Origin of the sequence: Pseudomonas sp. D4-21, from assembly GCF_051132125.1 — a bacterium.
In the GTDB taxonomy this organism is placed as follows: Bacteria; Pseudomonadota; Gammaproteobacteria; order Pseudomonadales; family Pseudomonadaceae; genus Aquipseudomonas.
This window is the reverse complement of the sequence record NZ_CP071664.1, coordinates 114,641-131,337: the sequence shown is the minus strand read 5'-3', so window position 1 is coordinate 131,337 and position 16,697 is coordinate 114,641. Positions and strand designations below refer to the sequence as shown.

The 16,697-nt window shown below is 55.6% G+C and carries 15 protein-coding genes and 2 pseudogenes; 10 read left to right on the top strand and 7 right to left on the bottom strand.

Translation table 11 applies throughout. The annotated features are described in order from the left end of the window. Positions 1 to 551 precede the first annotated feature (551 nt). The 3 genes and pseudogenes from tnpB (at position 552) to J3Q04_RS00615 (ending at position 1,859) form a co-directional block, all read left to right on the top strand. Complete coding sequence (tnpB, locus tag J3Q04_RS00625) at positions 552 to 875, top strand: IS66 family insertion sequence element accessory protein TnpB (RefSeq protein ID WP_434635663.1); 324 nt, start codon at positions 552 to 554, stop codon at positions 873 to 875. After that, positions 829 to 1,486: pseudogene (gene tnpC / locus J3Q04_RS00620) on the top strand (IS66 family transposase); the annotation flags it as partial. The gene tnpB and the pseudogene tnpC, both read left to right, overlap by 47 nt. Positions 1,487 to 1,616: 130 nt before the next feature. Further along, positions 1,617 to 1,859 (top strand): DUF6124 family protein, encoded by a 243-nt coding sequence (locus J3Q04_RS00615; protein WP_434608584.1) that lies wholly within the window; start codon positions 1,617 to 1,619, stop codon positions 1,857 to 1,859. Here the strand turns inward: J3Q04_RS00615 and J3Q04_RS00610 are convergent. The 3 genes from J3Q04_RS00610 to J3Q04_RS00600 are packed head-to-tail and all read right to left on the bottom strand — an operon-like array spanning position 1,856 to position 5,922. After that, a complete protein-coding gene (locus J3Q04_RS00610; RefSeq protein ID WP_434608586.1) occupies positions 1,856 to 3,634 on the bottom strand; it encodes an ABC transporter ATP-binding protein in 1,779 nt (592 codons plus the stop codon). The two genes, J3Q04_RS00615 and J3Q04_RS00610, sit on opposite strands and share 4 nt — an antisense overlap. Continuing rightward, positions 3,627 to 4,355: a lasso peptide biosynthesis B2 protein gene (locus tag J3Q04_RS00605; protein WP_434608588.1), complete on the bottom strand. Its 729-nt coding sequence runs from the start codon at positions 4,353 to 4,355 to the stop codon at positions 3,627 to 3,629. Before J3Q04_RS00605 ends, J3Q04_RS00610 begins: the two co-directional genes overlap by 8 nt. After that, positions 4,345 to 5,922, bottom strand: a complete 1,578-nt coding sequence (locus J3Q04_RS00600) for an asparagine synthase-related protein (RefSeq protein WP_434608590.1) — start codon at positions 5,920 to 5,922, stop codon at positions 4,345 to 4,347. The genes J3Q04_RS00605 and J3Q04_RS00600 overlap by 11 nt, the downstream gene beginning before the upstream one ends. A gap of 810 nt (positions 5,923 to 6,732) precedes the next feature. Here J3Q04_RS00600 and J3Q04_RS00595 point away from each other — a divergent pair. Beyond that, positions 6,733 to 7,097, top strand: a pseudogene (locus J3Q04_RS00595) (DUF6124 family protein). 104 nt (positions 7,098 to 7,201) lie between these two features. On the opposite strand, the gene J3Q04_RS00590 reads toward J3Q04_RS00595, so the two are convergent. The 3 genes from J3Q04_RS00590 to J3Q04_RS00580 all read right to left on the bottom strand — a co-directional run bounded on the left by J3Q04_RS00590 (position 7,202) and on the right by J3Q04_RS00580 (position 9,009). After that, entirely contained in the window at positions 7,202 to 7,477 is a 276-nt protein-coding gene (locus J3Q04_RS00590; RefSeq protein WP_003213368.1) for an HU family DNA-binding protein, read from the bottom strand. A 191-nt stretch (positions 7,478 to 7,668) separates the two neighbouring features. Further along, entirely contained in the window at positions 7,669 to 8,817 is a 1,149-nt protein-coding gene (locus J3Q04_RS00585) for an NAD(P)/FAD-dependent oxidoreductase (RefSeq protein ID WP_434608592.1), read from the bottom strand. Between the two features lie 24 nt (positions 8,818 to 8,841). Then, the gene (locus J3Q04_RS00580; protein WP_420765972.1) at positions 8,842 to 9,009 is read right to left on the bottom strand and encodes a rubredoxin; all 168 of its coding nucleotides are present in this window, start codon (positions 9,007 to 9,009) and stop codon (positions 8,842 to 8,844) included. Between the two features lie 175 nt (positions 9,010 to 9,184). On the opposite strand from J3Q04_RS00580, the gene J3Q04_RS00575 reads away from it, so the two are divergent. The 5 genes from J3Q04_RS00575 to J3Q04_RS00555 all read left to right on the top strand — a co-directional run bounded on the left by J3Q04_RS00575 (position 9,185) and on the right by J3Q04_RS00555 (position 14,355). Then, positions 9,185 to 9,748: a chorismate--pyruvate lyase family protein gene (locus J3Q04_RS00575; RefSeq protein WP_434608595.1), complete on the top strand. Its 564-nt coding sequence runs from the start codon at positions 9,185 to 9,187 to the stop codon at positions 9,746 to 9,748. Continuing rightward, entirely contained in the window at positions 9,748 to 10,638 is an 891-nt protein-coding gene (gene ubiA / locus J3Q04_RS00570) for a 4-hydroxybenzoate octaprenyltransferase (RefSeq protein WP_434561390.1), read from the top strand. The genes J3Q04_RS00575 and ubiA overlap by 1 nt, the downstream gene beginning before the upstream one ends. A 95-nt stretch (positions 10,639 to 10,733) precedes the next feature. Next, positions 10,734 to 11,792 carry a PA0069 family radical SAM protein gene (locus J3Q04_RS00565; RefSeq protein ID WP_434608597.1) on the top strand — a complete coding sequence of 353 codons (1,059 nt, stop codon included), beginning with the start codon at positions 10,734 to 10,736 and terminating at the stop codon, positions 11,790 to 11,792. A gap of 209 nt (positions 11,793 to 12,001) precedes the next feature. After that, complete coding sequence (locus J3Q04_RS00560) at positions 12,002 to 12,733, top strand: carbonic anhydrase (RefSeq protein ID WP_420765976.1); 732 nt, start codon at positions 12,002 to 12,004, stop codon at positions 12,731 to 12,733. A 92-nt stretch (positions 12,734 to 12,825) separates the two neighbouring features. Then, entirely contained in the window at positions 12,826 to 14,355 is a 1,530-nt protein-coding gene (locus J3Q04_RS00555; protein ID WP_420765977.1) for a SulP family inorganic anion transporter, read from the top strand. A 173-nt stretch (positions 14,356 to 14,528) separates the two neighbouring features. Here the strand turns inward: J3Q04_RS00555 and J3Q04_RS00550 are convergent, their stop codons facing one another. Then, positions 14,529 to 15,179, bottom strand: coding sequence for a hypothetical protein (locus J3Q04_RS00550; protein ID WP_434608600.1), 651 nt, complete (start codon positions 15,177 to 15,179; stop codon positions 14,529 to 14,531). A gap of 374 nt (positions 15,180 to 15,553) precedes the next feature. Here J3Q04_RS00550 and coxB point away from each other — a divergent pair, with 374 nt between their 5' ends. Beyond that, a complete protein-coding gene (coxB, locus tag J3Q04_RS00545) occupies positions 15,554 to 16,681 on the top strand; it encodes a cytochrome c oxidase subunit II (RefSeq protein WP_434608602.1) in 1,128 nt (375 codons plus the stop codon). The last annotated feature ends 16 nt before the right edge of the window (positions 16,682 to 16,697 follow it).

The following is a 16,697-nucleotide window of genomic DNA, read 5'->3' as shown; positions in this document are numbered from 1 at the left end:
AGGTTCGTACGGAAGCTTGAGAGCTCAAAACAAAAAACGCCGATTCGAGATGATGTTCGTGCGAGCAAACACATCTAACAAAGCGGCGTTCTTATGCGCGATACGTTCCTTCCGTTTGGGAGGGCTTTTCTGTTGTCGCCATCAAACCTGATGGCGACACGCTGATCGATCTCATCATCCAGACCAGCCGATTCCCGTGTGACCTGGAGGTGCGCCAGCATTGCCTTCTGGCACGAGTGGCCTACGGCCTGTTCGTGTGGTAGCCAAATACTGAATTAAGGTCATCAAACGGATGGCCATACGGCTACCGAGACAAGGAATTTTTTTCATGAAGATGAAGGTAAGGGGCCGGTGAACACACCTTCCAAGCTCCGCCAACAAGGGTGATTGTGTCCGCGTATTCTTAAGCGGACGCTATTATCATTGAGCTGCCACTCGGCGAGCAATTGATCACCGTGAAGTGGCCAATCTCAGACCCTGACGGATGCGCCCGCTTCGTCCGAGGGCTTGCTCTGTGATCCGCATTGACCATCTGGCTCGCCACCGAGCCGATGGACATGCGAGCGGGCACCAACACCGCGCTGGCCAGGGTGATCGCGGTGTTCGGTGCGGCGAAGCCGCACTGTGCGTATCTATTTGCCAACCGCCGCGCCACGCGCACGAAAGTTCTGGTGCATGACGGCTTCGGGGTCGGGCTGGCGGCTCGGCGTTTGAACCAAGGCAATTCAATTGGCCAGGCATTCACCAAGACTCTGAAATGGAGTTGGATACCGAACACCCCTGAACATTTTCGCGCTTTGGCGAACGGTTATCGAGAAGCTCACACACGAGATCGCACAACTCCCATGTGGCTGCGTACTCAAGCGTATCGGTAAGGACGTCAGCGAAAAGCTGGACTACACGCCCGGCGTGTTTACCGTTGAGCGCCATATCCGTGGCAAGTGGGTCTGCGATGACTGCGAAACGCTGATCCAAGCGCCGGTTCCGGCGCAGGTCATCGACAAGGGATTCCCGACTGCCGGGTTACTTGCCCACGTCATGATCGCCAAGTTTGCTGACCATCTGCCGCTTTACCGTCAGGAATCGATCTTCGGCCGTGCGGTTTGGCGATTCCACGTTCAACTTTGGCTCAATGGGTTGGTGTGACCGGGGTGCAGTTGCAACCTCTTGTCAATGCACTGCGCGACGTAGTGTTTGGGCAGCAGGTTATTCATGCCGATGAAACACCCGTGCAGATGCTCGTGCCGGGCTCAAAGAAAACTCACCGCTCTTATGTTGGGCCTACGCCACCAGCCAGTTCTCGAATTTGGCAGCGGTGGTTTACGACTTCAGCCCCAGTCGCGCCGGTGAGCACGCTCGCAACTTCTTGCAAGACTGGAAGGGCAAGCTGGTGTGTGATGATTTTGGTGGCTACAAGGCCAGTTTCGAACTCGGAGTGACCGAGATCGGTTGCATGGCCCATGCACGGCGCAAGTTCTTCGAATTAAAACTCCACTAGAATTTCTAGCAATGACAATTTAAGATTATTGTCTGAAGAGGTGCGCAGAGAAATAAGAATGCCGCACTAGGTTTAACAGGCGGCTATGGACTCAACGCGCCTTGTCGAGCTTCCGCTAATGCCGCAAGCAGCCAGCAATCCAGAAGCGCCCCATCAACCCGGCCTGCTACTCCCGATCGTGAAAGAGATGGATAACGGATGCCTGCTGGCCAACTTCTACGAAACCCTCGCGTCGGATCATGCGATGGTGAGTAACCTGGCCTTCGATTCGGAAGGCTCGCCCCACCGCTTTCTATTTGGCGAGCTCTCGCAACGCGGCGAATATCCGGATGACACTAATCGCAGTGTTATGCTCAACTAGACGTTGTTTGTAGCGATCGTATCCGTTGGCGGCTCTGTACGTGGCGTCTGTACCGCCTTGGATAATGTGTAGTGTTTTGCGTACCACCCCCCGGTATCTAATAGCGAGAGATGAGTACCAAGCTCAACTATTGTGCCGTTATCCATAACGATAATTTTATCCGCCTTGCTAGCCTCCACTAAGTCGTGAGTTATTATTATTCGTGTGACACCATTAAGAGCAGCATAGATAGCTGAGGAAAGAATTTTCTTAGTTGCTTTGTCAAGTGAAGAAGTAGGCTCATCTAAAACTATGACGTTTGGGTATCTAGCTATCGCGCGAGCGAATGAAACTCTTTGCTTCTCACCTCCGGACAAGCCATGGCAAGCGTTGCATTCGAGCAACCCCTTATCATCATCAATTCCACTTACCCTCAATATGCGAGGAATCTCCGCCTGATCAAATAATAAATCCCCAAACACATTATCCTTGACAGATCTATCAAACAAAAATGTGTCTTGCGGCACGTAGCCTACATGTTTCCTCAAAGCCCTTATTGCCTCACCCGAAAGTTCCTGCGAATCATATTTAATCACGCCAGCACTCACTTCAACCAAACCAAGCAAAGCTTTAGCCAACGTTGACTTTCCAGCGCCTGAGTTACCCACTACCGCCAAACTGCTCCCACTTTCTATCACGACGCTTATGTCTTTTAGGAGAATTTTCCCGTCAAGTGAATGTATACAAACTTTATTCAACGTAATCACTGGCGGTGGCAGTGGCTGAACTTCTTTCGGGTCGTCGATCAACACGCACGGCTGCACCAGGTGTTCCGCATTTTCGGCTATGGTGACCGAAGTCCTTTTGATGGCGCTCAAAACCATGCCTACATAGCTAACCGGCAACACGAACTGAAGCACATATGCGTTGATTTGCACGAAATCTCCAGCCGTAATAACCCCCCCCGCTAGATCCCTCGCGGCAAACACTGTAATTGCTGTGAGTCCAGCGCCTAACACCATAATTTGCAGGGAGCTTATGGCTTGTGAAAAATTGACGACTCCGATCGCCGATTTTGTAGATGCTAGTAGAGCCTTCTCGATGTGCTTGAACTCCGCCCTCTCGTCTGCGTGGGCAATAATTATAGTGCGGTTTTTTAAGGCATCTAATATTCGCCAATAAGTTGACTGCGCTGACAAATTCGAAAACTTTTGTCTTTCGCCAATACCTTTGTAGCTAAATAAAGAAATTACAACAAAGATCAAAACTGTAGCCGCTAACAGCGAAGCGTAAATTAAAGATGAAAAATGAACAAGCACTGACACCGACAGGATAAGCCTTACCAATAACGGGACGATCTGCCAAACCACACCATCTATGAACATGGGAAGCGCATTGTTGGTTTGACTTAACCTTGTAGCAAAGACTCCACTTGGACTCTCCTTTAGTTCCACCTCTAATTTAAAAATTGAGTTAACACAGAATCGTTTAGTGGCTTCAAATTTAATTTTCTCCACTACGATGGCCGCAAGAACTCCTCTCAGACGAAGTAGTAGTTCTGCGCCCAACCATGTGGCACCATAAACAGCGCCTAACCAGGCGACCTCCGCAACGGCTTCCTTGGCGCTCAGTGAATCAATTAATATCTTAAGTACAGCAGGCGCGGCCACCGACATGAATACTGTTATTAAATCCAACAGGCAGGCCGCTAAAAATGACAACTTAACGCTCAAACTAGAGTTAATTAAGATATTCCAGCAAGCTTTAACGGCGCTTAAAAAATCCTTATCAAGCATTTCCGCTTCCACCAATAGACACTATCTTAGCCAACTCCATGGGTAATTCCTTTCTATCATAGACAACGCCGCTTTCACCTTCGACCCAAGCATGAGAAATGAAAGGATGCGTTTGAACACCGACTATAAATTTACATTTCACATTATGGCTAAATGCGATACGGGCAACTGCGTAAGCAAACTCCAAGCACTTGACCTTACGCCATAGGCAAAATACGGCTAGGTTTACATTGCTCGCAATTTTATGCAATTCGGCTTCGTCTGCCGCCATACTATCGGGAGGAAACCGCCGCAGGTCCTGAAGTATTATATGAAGCTTTCCTTTGTCTGAGTTCTTTTTTGCGGATGATAGAAATATCATGGCCCTTATGAAATACTTCGGCCTGAAATTTGATAAATCGACTCTGCTTTTACCTAACGCCCAGTCGCATTCAAAAGCTCCCTTAGAAATTTTCTCATCTTGAAAAAATTGCTTTGGCAGTTTTTCTCCTAAGCGAATCAAACCTTGGGAAACCAAGTCATTAAGGGAGCCAACCTCGTCCTCTGAGAGTTTCGAAGAGGGCGCACCGAGGATCGAAAACAGCAGGCTGCTTTGTATGTCATCAAAGAATATGAACTCATTAGACGCCTCGTTAAGAGCTGTGATTTTTCCGTTATAGATGGCTGCCGTTACTCCCTTACCCCACTGTACAAATCCCTCCTTTTGCTGTTCAAAATTCATCAACATAACCCTTCCAGTGATTGATATAAATGTTTGCAGTGAATAAATTAATTAGTGACCCTGGACACTTTACAACTCCAGCCGCAACCTCATCTATCAGCCGACACATACCATCTACGTTCACTATATCTGCTCGAACCAAGTAGCCTTCCGTTATGAAACTTTTAATCTCTGATTTGTAATGCAAAAAACAGCGCTGCGTAAGTCCTGCTACGCCACCCTTCCGCCTATACCAAAATTCGTCTGATTGATACTTATCCGCGGCGCGCTTGCGGATGCTGTACCTGTCTATCCCATATTTTAAAAGTTGATCCGAAGGAGTAGCTAGGCCTGTACTTAAAATGTCTGGAGCCAAAAACGGACAAATATAGCGACCTGCAAAAGCAGCCATCGGGGACGATTGCATTTCATATCTATTTACTGCTGAATTCAGGTGTCGCTCAAGCGTACTGACTTCCCTACAGTGGGGATGGGCTGGAATATCAACCTTAAACTCACGAGCACAGTGGCCACTTGCGACAACTTTATTTATACCGTTACTGTTTGCAAAAAAACGTCCAGGATCGTCTAATTTCATTTGCATACCTCTATATCCCTCAAAGCTCTCTTTGATGGCGTGTATAAAAGGCGAACGCAAATAATTAGAAATACATAGTGAACTTTTAAACGCTCCAATAACGTCTCCTTTCTTCAATAGCTCAACTGGCAATCCTTTTTGAGGGGCGGCACAAAAAATTGAATCTCCGCCTGCGCCGTTAAATATGGCCGTGCTCTGCGACGAAAGCAGGTGAGACGAGTAGTCTAAGTATCCGATATTCACAAGTCCCGGATGAGGGAAATTTGGCTTAATATTTGAACAGGTGGTGACCTGAAAGGGTTTGAGATCTTCTACGTCTAGAATCGTCAGATCGCAACGATGTTTAGCCGCTAGACTCTTTACGCGCTGCAAGTCATCTACCTGACCGCTAGCAAAGTCAGTCAGGTGAATCAGCTGTAAATCGCCATCAGGCATTACTTCTAAGAGAGAATGCAGCAGGATGCTAGACTCGAGTCCGCCAGAGTATTCCAACATAACTGTTCGAACACCAGCCAGTCTCTTTCTTAACCCATCCTCCAAAGTCTCTAAAATTTCTATTTCTCTAGGGTCAAGCTCCTCCCCCAAATCAACATGCATATCTGAAGAGCTTAATACGCTACCTGGAGGCAAGTAAAAAACATCCAAGAACGGAGTGTGCACTCTTGGCGTTGCACCGCACGCGATATACTCAATGAAATAATTAATATTTGGGGTTGTTCTGCTTTTTTTACAGGAAAGAAGCAGCTCCAAACTGGAGGAGATCAGTAAATTTCCGCACTTTTCCTTATAAACAAACACTTGATGCTCGGAAAATATACTGACTGAAAGTTTGCTCGCACAAAAAGTTAGCAGGCCAACACCCTTAAATTCCAATGTACTGCTTGATCTATGTTGATCATCGCTACTTAATAGGTATTCGCCATTATTTCCAGAGGGCGAGAATACAAATTCAAGAGAGCCTTGATTTGAAGCTTGTAAAATAAAATCCATAGCACTCTAATCCTTGAGAAAAGGAAGCAGCCCTTCGCCAGCGACTGCATCCACGCTGCTATAGTGTATTAGCTATTTATTGCGTACCTCGACCAGTGCGGCATCTCCAAGTCTGCGAAACCTGGTGCTCCTTGAATATTTGGCGACGCAGGTAGTTTAATCAAGTTTTTGAACATTTCATGCTTTCCTTGTGCTAGTTCGGTTAACGCCAGCGACAGCTGACTGATATGGAGATTGCCAAATTTAAAAAAATAAAAAAGTAGGACGCTTCTCAAATAAATTGTCTTTTGAAAAAATCAGAATGATCCGTAGTCTTTTGTTCAAACAACTGTTGGATTCGGGCGGTGCCGCTAGAGAATTAGCGGGAGGCGGTGGAAGTTTATCAGCAAGCTATATCCGGCTCTTCAGACTGCAAAAATGCGGGAGTTCGTAGTTTATGAAGCCTATGCGTTCAAAGGAGATCAGACAGTTTTCATGCAATTAGAACTTTATTGATCTGCGGCCAAAGCTTAGGTGGAGCAGTCGCATTGCTGCTCGCGGAAACGCTGCTCACAAGCGCCGTCATAGGTTGGCGCGCTCGGCTGGCGGCGCTGAGTACTTTGCTGGTCACCGCCAAGGGACGTTTTCGGAAGCCGGCTGCATGAGTCTCATCAGTCAGGCATTGCCTGCACTCGATGGTGGTTGTGCGCATGGCGCCTTCGGGCGCGCCGGGTTCCGTTGCCTCTACCGGTCTACTAACTTGCGCACAGCTGCCTCCTTTCGTTTAGTAGCGAGACGGTTGCGGCCTACTAAATCAGAGGTAGCGTAACGATGTTCAAAATAACTCCGAATCCTCCAGAAGCAGATCCCAACTCTCCGTACCTCGACGGCCCCAACGCCAAGAAACACGACGAAGCCGCCAAGCACACGCTGGATTATTACCTGGCGCCCAAACCGGGAAAGCCCGAAGAACCCCCCTCAACCTGGCCAGCTGTTCACCGTCGTAAAAGACATGGGCAACGAATGCCTGCTGGCCAACCTCAGCGAAACCCTGGCCTCCGCTGACGCGATGGTCAGCACGCTGGCCGTCGACCTGGATGGCGCGTACCGCCACTTTTCTCCTAGGCATTCAGCAACTGATCGAGCTGAGTTCGTTACTGGCGAACCGAGTGTTGAACAACGTCGATCCGCGCTAACCGCTGCGCCACGGTTTACTCAGGCACAAAAAAGGCATACCGATCACCATCGGTATGCCTTTTTTGTTGCCGCTTCCTTCCCTCGTCAGAGGTACTCGCCGCGATTACGGGTTAACGCTGTCCTTCAAGGACTTGCCCGGCTTGAACGCAACGGTGTTGCTGGCCTTGATCTTCACTGGCTCGCCGGTTTGTGGGTTCTTGCCGGTGCGGGCGCCGCGGTGGCGTTGCAGGAAGGTGCCGAAGCCGACCAGGGTGACGCTGTCCTTGCGGTGCAGGGCGCCGGTGATTTCTTCGAGGACGGCGTTGAGGACGCGGTTGGCTTGTTCTTTGGTGAGGTCTGCTTTTTCCGCGATGGCGGCAGCGAGTTCTGGTTTACGCATGAATGAAGCCCCTTTGACGGTTTTTTTGTTGTTATGTCCGGGCTGTTCTCTTCGGAACACCCCCTAAGGCGCCGCAGGCTCTACTCTGCGGCAGACGGGAGTGAGGATGGCACGGGGCCGCAACCGGCGCCAGTGGCCGGCGGGGGTTTGTGCCCTCAAAAGCAGGTTATTTATGACAGAACGGCCAGTATTTACGCCAGCAGGGCTGGAAGCTGCTTGTTCAACGCCAGTTTTTCCATCACCGCCGCGCCGGTCAGGGCGTAGCCCAGCAGATTGCCTTGGGCGTCGCGGCACAGGGCCTTGATGTCGGCGCCTTGCCCTTCGACGCTCCACACGCCTTCGCTACCCCGTGGTGGCGGCGAAACCACCAATGGGCACACCGGGGTTTTCACCGTGATCGGCATGGCGCCGTAGCCTACGGCGGTGGGGTTGCCGGCCAGGGTTTGGGCCAGGGCGCGCGCGCAACTCATCAGCGGCATCACGTAGAGCAGGTTCAAGCCATCGACTTCGGCGCAGTCGCCCAAGGCGTAGATATTGGCGTGGGAAGTCATCAGATGACGATCCACCACGACGCCGCGATTGACCACCAGGCCGGCGGCGGCCGCCAGGTCGATGCGCGGGCGCAGACCGATGGCCGAGATCACCAGGTCGCAGGCGATCACTTGGCCGTCCGATAGGTGCGCTTCCAAACCGTCGGCCACCCGTTGCAGGCGATTGAGCACCGGGCCGAGGTGGAACCGCGCGCCAAGGCTTTCCAACCCGGCCTGTACCGCTGCGGCGGCCGCCGGGTGCAGCAGCGTCGGCATGACTTGCTCGCATGGGGCGACCAGTTCTACTTCATAGCCACCCAGGATCAGGTCGTTGGCAAATTCGCAGCCGATCAGGCCGGCGCCTAGCAGCAGCACCCGGCGCTTGCCAGCGGCGGCGGCGCGAAAGCGGGCGTAGTCTTCCAGGTCGTTGATGGGAAAAATCAGGTCCGCCGCGTCGCCTTGCACCGGCACGCGCACGGTTTCAGCGCCCCAGGCCAGCACCAAGTCGCGATAGCTCACCGCTTCTTCGCCGATCCACAGGCGCTTGTGGCCCGGGTCGATGCCGCTGATGCGCGTGTGGGTGCGTACCTCGGCATTCAGTTGCTCGGCCATCGCGCCTGGCTCGGCCATGCTCAGGCCATCGGCGTCTTTGTTCTTGCCGAAGCCCGTGGAGAGCATCGGCTTGGAGTAGGAGCGGCCGTCGTCCGCGGTTATCAGCAGCAACGGGGTTTCGCTGTCGAGCTTGCGAAATTCCCGGGCCAGGTTGTAACCGGCCAGGCCAGTGCCGACGATAACGACAGGTGCGCTCATGTTGCTCTCCGTTTGGTGAAACGATCAGTTGATTTCGATCATTTCGAAATCCATTTTGCCGACGCCGCAGTCCGGGCACAGCCAGTCTTGCGGTACGTCTTCCCAGCGAGTGCCGGGTGCGATGCCATCGTCAGGCCAACCGTCAGCTTCGTTGTAGATCAGGCCACAGACAATACATTGCCACTTCTTCATTCCAATACTTCCTCAAGATGTCAGGCTTGGCCGGTATTTTCCGGCTCAGGGCCGTTTTGTACTGATCGGTCGCGACAGATGCAAGCGGCATCGGCGCGACGGCGGGTTGGCTCGGCCAAAATCGCCGACCGGCATGGTAAGCTCGCGGCCTCATTTGCTGCCATTCAAGACCCCTGTGCCGCCTACAAATTCGATATTTCCTACACTCCAATGGCTGCCCCAACACCTGCTGTCGCCCCGCCCGGATGCGTGCGTCATGGACTGGCTGTTTGACGAAGGCTCCCTGACCCGGCGCCTGACCGGCCTGTCGGACGATCACTTCAGCGTGACGCCGCTGTTCGAAGGCTGGCAGCCGTTGCGCGCCGATGAGTGTGCCGCGCTGGACCTGGCCGAGGGCAGCGAGGGCTGGGTGCGCGAGGTGTACCTGCGCGGCCACGGCCAGCCTTGGGTGTTTGCCCGCAGCGTGGCGGCGCGCAGCGCGTTGCAGGGCGACGGCTTGCAGATGGACGAACTGGGCAGCCGCTCGTTGGGCGAGCTGCTGTTTTGTGACCAGGCGTTCCAGCGTCGGGCGATCGAGGTCTGCCACTACCCGAGCGAATGGTTGCCGGCAGAGGTTCGCGCCACCGCGTTGTGGGGCCGTCGTTCACGTTTTGATCGCGGCACGTTGAGCGTACTGGTGGCGGAGGTGTTTCTGCCAAGCATGTGGACAGTCGCCCGCGCCTATTCGGAGAATTGCTGATGTACGTGCAACTGCTCAAATCCTTGAACCGCCTCAATCCGCGGGCCTGGGACTTCGTGCAACTGACGCGCATGGACAAGCCCATCGGTATTTATCTGCTGCTGTGGCCGACGTTGTGGGCGCTGTGGATCGCCGGTGAGGGTTCGCCATCCCTGGCCAACATCGTGATTTTTATTCTCGGCGTGGTACTGACCCGTGCCGGCGGCTGCGTGATCAACGACTGGGCCGACCGCAAGGTGGACGGCCACGTCAAGCGCACCGAACAGCGTCCATTGGTGAGCGGCAAGATCAGCTCCAGGGAAGCGCTGGTGTTCTTCGCGGTGTTGATGAGCGTGAGCTTCCTGCTGGTGCTGTGCACCAATGCGCCGACGATTCTGTTGTCCTTGGGCGGGTTGGCTTTGGCCTTCAGCTACCCGTTCATGAAGCGCTATACCTATTACCCCCAAGTGGTGCTGGGCGCGGCGTTTTCGTGGGGCATGCCGATGGCCTTCACCGCCGAAACCGGCCATCTGCCGGCGGCCGCCTGGTTGCTGTACATCGCCAACCTGCTGTGGACGGTGGGCTACGACACCTATTACGCCATGACCGACCGGGACGATGATTTGAAAATTGGCGTGAAATCCACGGCGATCCTGTTCGGCGATGCCGACCGGGTGATCATCCTCACGCTGCAAGGCCTGGCCCTGGCTTGCCTGTTGCTGGCCGGGTCGACATTCAAGCTCGGTGGCTGGTTTCACCTGGGATTGGTGGCCGCTGCCGCGTGTTTCGCCTGGGAGTTCTGGTACACCCGCAGCAAGGATCGGATGCGCTGCTTTAAGGCGTTCTTGCACAACCATTGGGCCGGGTTGGCGATTTTCGTGGGGATTGTGCTGGACTATGGGTTGCGCTGAGGCGACTCGCTTATCCATAGAACCCGCCCAATGGCACTGGCCGCAATGGCAATCAACGAATACTGTATGCACATACAGCTTTCGGAGTATTGCCCATGTCCGTCCCTCTTCCGCCCCGTGGCCGCGGCACCGCCACCAATCCGCATAACCGTTTCGCCCCAAGCCGTTCGGTGGCCGAGGATGATGGCTGGTACCAGGAAGTACCGCCGACCCAGGGCACCGAAGTACGCATCGAAACCGCCAAGACCATCATCACCCGCAACACTTCCACCGACATCCCTTTCGATCGCTCGATCAACCCCTACCGAGGCTGCGAACACGGTTGCATCTATTGTTATGCCAGGCCCAGCCATGCCTACTGGGACATGTCGCCCGGGCTCGATTTCGAAACGAAGCTGATCGCCAAGACCAACGCCGCCGACGTGCTGGAGCAACAATTGGCCCGGCGCGGCTACCAGTGCGCGCCGATCGCCCTGGGTTCCAACACCGACCCCTACCAGCCGATCGAACGCGAGCAACGCATTACCCGGCGGATTCTCGAGGTGTTGCTGCGTCATCGGCACCCGGTGACCATCGTCACCAAAGGCTCGTTGATCCTGCGGGACCTGGACCTGTTGACCGAACTGGCCCGGCAACGCCTCGTACACGTGATGATCAGCCTCACCACGCTGGACGATGAGCTCAAGCGCATTCTCGAACCCCGCGCGGCCGCGCCCAGCGCACGGCTTCGGGCCATAAGGGTCATGCGCGAGGCGGGTATCAAGGTGGGGGTGCTGTGTGCGCCAATGATTCCGATGATCAACGACAGCGAGATCGAAAGCCTGCTGGCCGAAGCCCATGCCGCCGGCGCGCAGACCGCCGCTTATGTCATGTTGCGCCTGCCACTGGAGGTGGCGCCGCTGTTCGAGGAGTGGTTGCAGGCGCACTACCCGCAGCGCGCCGCCCATGTGTTGAGCCTGGTGCGCCAGAGTCGCGGCGGTGAGCTGTACGACAGCCGGTTTGGCGTACGGATGCGCGGCGAAGGCCCGTTTGCCGATCTGCTGGCGCAGCGTTTCGCTAAAACGATTAAGCGATTGGGAATGGATCGACGCGACGGTTACGATCTTGATTGCGATGCCTTCTGTCCGCCGGGGCGACAGATGTCATTGATTTAAATACAGTTCGCTTTAAATTGATCTTTGGAGATGGTGCGGCGCAAACATCCCTGGCGCTTTGTTTACGCCTCCTAATATGCGTTCTAGAGCCTTCCATTCAGTTTGAGTTAAGTTTCGGCCGCTACCTTGTTCATCGAGTGACTGACGGGTCGAGCCTTTCGACCTGGATGTTTTTTAACCAGCCACTGGCGTCTCAAAGAGGATGAATCATGAGTGACAAGGATAAACAGCCGTTGGCTGCGTCGGCTTCAGCCCAACCCCAGGCGGAAACCGCCGATGCAGCGCTGCAGCACATTGTTGACGGCTTTTTGCATTTCCATCACGAGATCTTTCCCCAGCAGGAAGAGCTCTTCAAGAAACTCGCCACCGCCCAGAAGCCCCGGGCGATGTTCATCACCTGCGCCGATTCGCGCATCGTGCCCGAGTTGATCACCCATAGCTCTCCTGGCGACCTGTTCGTGACCCGTAACGTCGGCAACGTCGTTCCGCCTTACGGCCAGATGAACGGCGGTGTTTCCACCGCCATCGAATACGCCGTGCTCGCCCTCGGCGTGCAGCACATCATCGTCTGCGGCCACTCCGATTGCGGCGCCATGCGTGCCGTGCTCAACCCCGATACCCTGGAAAAAATGCCGACGGTCAAGGCCTGGCTGCGCCACGCCGAAGTCGCCAAGACCATGGTCCATGACAACTGCCCGTGCGGTGACGAGAAGCAGACCATGCCTGTCCTCACCGAAGAGAACGTGATCGCGCAGTTGCAGCATTTGCGAACGCACCCCTCGGTGGCTTCTCGCATGGCCAGCGGCCAGTTGTTCATCCATGGCTGGGTGTACAACATCGAGACCAGCGAGATCAAAGCCTTTGACGCGGACCGGGGCTGTTTCCTGCCGCTCGATGGCAGCCATCCGATACCGGTGGCGACGCCCAAAGCGCGCTTCTAAAACCACTCCTAATCATCCTTGTATGGTTCAGCCTTACCGCTATTGAGGCGGTAGGGCCTCGCCATGCCTGAAGAAACTTCTGGAGAGTCGCCATGCGTGCTGCTCAATTAAAAGCTGTTCTGCCACGGGAGCTGTTGGCTTCGGTGGTTGTATTCCTCGTGGCGCTGCCATTGTGCATGGGCATTGCCATCGCATCAGGCCTGCCACCGGCCAAGGGCCTGATTACCGGGATCATCGGTGGTTTGGTGGTGGGTTTTCTGGCGGGCTCCAAGCTGCAAGTCAGCGGTCCGGCCGCCGGGTTGGCGGTGTTGGTTTTCGAACTGGTGCGCCAGCACGGCGTGGCCATGCTCGGGCCGATCCTGTTGTTGGCCGGCCTTCTGCAACTGTTGGCCGGACGCTTTCGCCTCGGGTGCTGGTTCCGGGTCACCGCGCCTGCGGTGGTGTACGGCATGCTCGCCGGTATCGGCGTGCTGATCGTGTTGTCCCAGGTCCATGTGATGCTCGACGCAGCGCCCAAGCCTTCCGGCCTGGACAACCTGGCGGCATTCCCTGCGGCAGTCGCCCAGGCCTTGCCGTCGTTCGGCTGGCAGGCCGGCTTGCTGGGCCTTTCGACGATCGCGGTGATGTGGCTATGGGAAAAGTTCCGGCCCCATAGCCTGCGCTTCATTCCTGGCGCGCTGCTGGGCGTCGGCCTGGCAACCGTCGCGAGCCTGCTGCTGGCGTTGCAGGTCAAGCGCGTGGAAGTCCCGGAAAACATGGCCGAAGCCATCGACTGGCTGCGCCCGGCGGATCTGCTGAACCTGGCCGATCCAACGCTGCTGATCGCGGCCTTCGCGGTCGCCTTCATCGCCAGCGCCGAAACCCTGCTGTCGGCGGCCGCCGTGGACCGCATGCACAGCGGCGAACGGGCGGATTTCGACCGGGAATTGTCGGCGCAAGGTATCGGCAACATGCTCTGCGGCCTGCTCGGCGCCTTGCCCATGACCGGCGTGATCGTGCGCAGCTCGGCCAATGTCCAGGCCGGCGCGACCACGCGGATGTCGACGATCTTCCACGGCTTGTGGTTGCTGCTGTTCGTGCTGTTGCTGTCGAGCGTGCTGCAAAGCATTCCGGTGGCGAGCCTGGCGGGTGTGCTGGTCTATACCGGTTTCAAGCTGGTGGACATCAAGGCGTTCCGCAGCCTCGGTCGTTATGGGCGGATGCCCATGTTCACCTATGCCGCAACGGCACTGGCAATCATCTTCACCGACCTGTTGACCGGTGTACTGGTCGGTTTCGGCCTGACCCTGGTGAAGCTGGCCTGGAAAGCTTCGCGCCTGAAAATCAGCCTGATCGACCTGCCGCAGGAAGGCGAGATGGAACTGCGATTGGTGGGTGCGGCAACCTTCCTCAAGGTTCCGGCCTTGACCCAGGTACTGGGTACCATTCCCGAAGGCGCGACGGTGCATGTGCCGCTCAATAACCTGAGCTACATCGATCACTCGTGCCTGGAGTTGCTCGAAGAATGGGGCCGGGCGAACGCCAGCAAGGGTTCGAAGCTGCTGATTGAATCCCGCGGGCTCAAGCGCCGGTTGGAAGGGCGGTTGCGCACGACGGTGGGGGTTGGCGCAGCCTCTGCCTGACAGCTCACTCCCAAAGGAGCTGGGTGTAGGGCAGATAATTCTTGAAGACCACAAACTCAATGTGGGAGCGAGCTTGCTCGCGATGGCGGCGTGTCAGTCCACTACACTGTGGCTGACCCAATGCAATCGCGAGCAAGCTCGCTCCGACAGGGGAGTTATGCGTCCCCGATAGATCAAGCCGCCGGCTGATCCAGCTCCAGGCCCACGCCCAAGCGACGGGACATGCACGGCCAGCGCTTCCAGGCCGCGCCGGTCTCCGGGCTGCTGAGCTTCTCGCGATAGGCTTCCACCGACTCCAACGCAAACGTCTCGTCGTTGAGCAACTCATCGAACGTGTGATGCACCACTTCATCGAGCTGGTTGGCAAACGCCTCACCGATCAATTGGTGGGCGATCAGGTTGGCGACCGTCATGTCCAACGGAATCAGCGGCTGGCCGAAATGCTTGATGTAGAGGTCGTTCACCTCTTCGACGAACCGGTGCGCCAGATAGGCTTCGTCGAGCAGGCTGTTGAGCCCGACATGCCCGGCCGTGATGGTCGGTGGCTGGAGAAAGTACTGCTCGGCAATTTTCAGTACGGGTTTGATTTGCGACTCGATACCCGCCTCCCTGGCAACGACATTGGCTGCATCCAGCAGGTCAGGCACTTCGTTGATGTAGGCGGCGACAAATCTCGCCAGGACGTCATTGGCGTTCGCATCCGGCAACTGAATGGCGGGGTGCAGCGTTGGTAACTGCGCCGTCAACTGACGGCTCAACAGGCCGGTCTCGGCCTCATGTTGCAGGGCTTTTTGGATCTGCTCGCGCAATGCGGCGGTGTTCATGACAACTCCAGGAAAACAACAGGCAATGAAATAGGAATGACATAACTTAGCTGGCGCGCATTGACTCCTAAGACCTATTTTTCATAACCGCCCCTTCCCTGATACGTCGCCGTTATATCGGTTTGCCATCACTCAGTACGCATCCTTCTCCATTCATGGGCTCTAGCGCAAGCCCCGGCTGTTTCAAACGATTTACGCCGTCGCGTTGCGAGGTTGCAGGTGCTGTCTATACTCGGGTTGGAATGGAGTTAGCTGATGACACCCGATTGCATGTGCAGCAAGGCGCGGCGAGTCAATTAAGCAGTCTGAAAAGCCGATCCCTTGCCGCAGGCGTTACGCCTACGGGATAACAAGAACGATAAGGGGAACCCGCAATGACGCGACATCCACACGTATGGATGGGCCTCCTGTTGTGGTCGATTTTCAGTCAGGCGCAAGCGGCCTGGACTGTGAATATGGCGCCTGGAGCGACACAGATCAGCAATGCAGTGTTCGACCTTCACATGACCATTTTCTGGATCTGTGTGGTCATCGGCATCATCGTCTTCGGCGCCATGTTCTGGTCGATGATGATGCACCGCCGCTCAACCGGCCAGAATGCCGCGCACTTCCACGAAAACACCCGCGTCGAAATCCTCTGGACCATCGTGCCCTTCCTGATCCTGGTGCTGATGGCGATCCCTGCCACAGCCACGCTGATCAAGATGTACGACTCCAGCGAGTCGGAGATCGACATCCAGGTCACCGGCTATCAATGGAAGTGGCACTACAAATACCTGGGCCAGGACGTCGAGTTCTTCAGCAACCTGGCGACCCCCGCCGAACAGATCAACAACCAGAGCACCAAGGGCGAGCACTACCTGCTGGAAGTCGACAAGCCGCTGGTGCTGCCGGTCGATGCCAAGGTGCGCTTTCTGGTGACCTCCGCCGACGTGATCCACTCCTGGTGGGTGCCGGCCTTCGCGGTCAAGCGCGACGCTATTCCAGGGTTCGTCAACGAAGCCTGGACCCGCGTCGACAAGCCCGGCATCTATCGCGGCCAATGCGCCGAGTTGTGTGGCAAGGACCATGGCTTCATGCCGATCGTGGTAGAGGTCAAGAGCAAACCCGACTACGAGAAATGGCTGGGCGAACGCAAGGCCGAAGCCGCGCAGCTTAAAGAGTTGACCAGCAAGGAGTGGACGCGCGAAGAACTCGTCGAGCGTGGCGACAAGGTCTACCACACCACATGCGTGGCATGTCACCAGGCCGAAGGCCAGGGCTTGCCGCCGATGTTCCCGGCGCTCAAGGGCTCGAAAATCGCCACCGGGCCAATCAAGGATCACTTGAACATCGTCTTCCATGGCAAGCCCGGCACCTCCATGGCGGCGTTCGGCAAACAGTTGTCGGAAGTCGATATCGCGGCGGTCGTGACCTATGAACGCAACGCCTGGGGCAACAACAAGGGCGACATGGTCACGCCTAAAGAAGTGCTGGAACTCAAACAGGCAGAAAGCCAATGAGCCGGCCTGACGTCTG